The organism is Cedecea sp. NFIX57, assembly GCF_900177785.1.
Taxonomy (GTDB): Bacteria; Pseudomonadota; Gammaproteobacteria; order Enterobacterales; family Enterobacteriaceae; genus Cedecea; species Cedecea neteri_C.
In genome coordinates, this window is the sequence record NZ_FXAS01000098.1 from 1 (window position 1) to 2,491 (window position 2,491).

Genomic DNA, 2,491 nt, shown 5'->3' on the forward strand with positions numbered 1-2,491 from the left:
CTACGACCTGCTGCGGGACATGGACAGCGACGACTACCGCCAGCTGACGGCCGCCCGCGATGCGCTCAAAAAAAAGCGCGCGGACGCGAACGGCGGCTCAGGGACTTCCGGTTTGCCTGCCTCCGGCTCCGACGGTACGGATACGACGAGTCAGACATCCGGGCTCTCGATGTTGTAAAACTTGGAGCGCTCCTCGATGGTGTGAAACGCATCGAGGACCCCAAAGCCTGGTTTAAACAGCAGCGTGGCGGCGGCACAACCTTTGTGAGCCGCCGCCAATCCTCCCGGCGTCAACGCCTATCCCGCAGGACATAATCCATGGCCGGTCCCTTTGAAACACAGTTCAGCATCGGGCTGAAAGATAATTTCACCGAGCGCTATCGCCAGATCCAGGCAGAAGTGAAGCGCGCCCAGCAGGCGCGTGAGCAGCTGGGCATGCGCTCAGGTATGGCAATTCGTAGCGAAATCCGTCAGCAGATAAGCGCTTATCAGGACCTTGCCCGCAGCGGGGTGGTTTCGGCTGAAGAACAGGGCCGCGCCTACACGAAGCTGACAGAGAATGTCGGCAAACTCCGTAAAGAGCTGGGTGAAACAGATCGCGCTCAGCATCGCCTGATGACAGGACTAAAATCAGGCATAAACCTCATAGGTAGCGTGGCTGCAGGAGCAACCGGGGCCGCCATGGTGCTGAGTAAGCCCCTGCATCAGCAGAGAGATTTTGATTCTGAGCTGCACACTGCCGCAAACTTTCTTTACCGCGATAAAAACTCGGTCCAGGAACGCCTGGCTGGGGTGACAACGCTACGGGAAAACATCTATAAGGCCACGGAGTATGGCGGCGGAAAACGAGAAGATGCTGTTGCGGCGGCGGAAGTGCTGGGGCGTTCAAAAATGCCCAGAGACCAAATCTACAGCACGCTGCCGGAGATCATGAAGGTTAATACAGCCACGGGGGCTGACCCGCGGGATGTTGCCTCGCTGGCCACCGCCACCTACAACTTCGGCCTGGAGGGTAAACAATCGCTGGTAGCGCTGGATGCAGCCACGACTGCCGCTCAACACGGTAAGGCTGATTTGTCTATTCTGGCCCGCGAAACACCTCGGGGGCTGGAGAACGCCAGAGGGGCGGGTTTTGTCGGAACTCGTGGGTACGCGGATGTTATGGCCCTGTATGAAACTGCCGCAGCTATCGCAGGTAATGCAGATGAAGGGGCAACAAACGCCAGTGACCTGTTGACAGAGCTTTCATCCCGAAATCTGGCGCATAGCGCGCATCGCGTAAAGATCCATGGACGAGCCATCGACTGGGACAGTGCCGTAACACATGATGCTAAGGAGGGGCATAACGCACTCTACACGCTGGAGCATATTGTCCAGGCTGTCGATGACAATGATAAAAATATGCAGACCTGGAAAAAGCAGCTGGCGAAAACCACCGATCCAGAGAAACGCACCAACCTGCAGCGGGCAATTGACGAACGGCACCGCCAGGATGTGGGGCTGTTTCTCCGTAACCAGCAGTCCGCGAACGCTTTTTTGGGATATGAGCGAAATAAAGAACAGTTTGAGACCATTTCAGACGACATTAAAAAACAGTTCGATCTCCCTGATGGAAAACGCTCGACTGATACTGATTACGGTGTCATGAAAGATACGGCGAACTACAAAGCTCAGCAGATGGAAACAGAGAAAGAACGGGCTAGTGACGCCGTCGTTAAACCCTTCTCTGACGCGCTGGGAAATGCGGAGATCAAGCTCGCTGAGCTGGCGGTGGCGTTTCCTAAAGTCGCTATGGCTGCTGAGGGCGCGGCTATGGCCATGTCTGTTCTGGCATTAACATCGGCTCTTAAAGGTGGGTATGGGCTAATCACCAGGCTGGGAGGTGGTGCCGCCGGAGAAGCGATCACCGGTGCGGGTGTTACCGCTGCAGAAACAGCAGCTGCAGGCTCTGCAGGTGCAGAGGCTGGCGCTGCAGCCGCAGAATCTCGCAGCACGCTTGCCCGTTTATGGGGGGCAACCATGCGCGGTGGTAGGGGCATCATTGAGGGAGGGAAACGCGTACTCACCAATGGTGTGTTCGAAGATGGTCTGCTCAGCATTCCGGGCGTGGACGTGCTTACCGGCGTGCTGTATCCCTCTGATACCGTCAGCGGCAAGGATGAGAACAGCGAGCTGGCCCGCCTGAAATCCCGTAACCAAAAAGCCAACGCCAGCCACTTGCCGACCTCCTCCGAGGCGCTGTCCATGCTCCAGAACTGGAGCGGCAGCTCAGCAGGTGGCCATGCGGGGTCTGCCTTCCCGGTGCCTGTCATCCCTGCGCCGGTGGTTAACGTTCAGGTCCTGCTGGACGGCCATGAACTTCACGGCGTGATGTCCCTTCAGCAGGAACGCACCAGCCGGAGGTATGGCTCATGACCGATATGCTTTCCCAGCTGGCGGCGCTGGCCGGTATTGATGAGCTGCTGCCCGCGTCATTCCGGGGCGTACCCTT

The 2,491-nt window shown here is 57.6% G+C and carries 1 protein-coding gene; it reads left to right on the top strand.

What is annotated here, in order from left to right; translation table 11 throughout:
• Positions 1–318 precede the first annotated feature (318 nt).
• Entirely contained in the window at positions 319–2,415 is a 2,097-nt protein-coding gene (locus tag B9Y90_RS25885; protein ID WP_085543135.1) for a phage tail tape measure protein, read from the top strand.
• Positions 2,416–2,491: the final 76 nt, after the last annotated feature.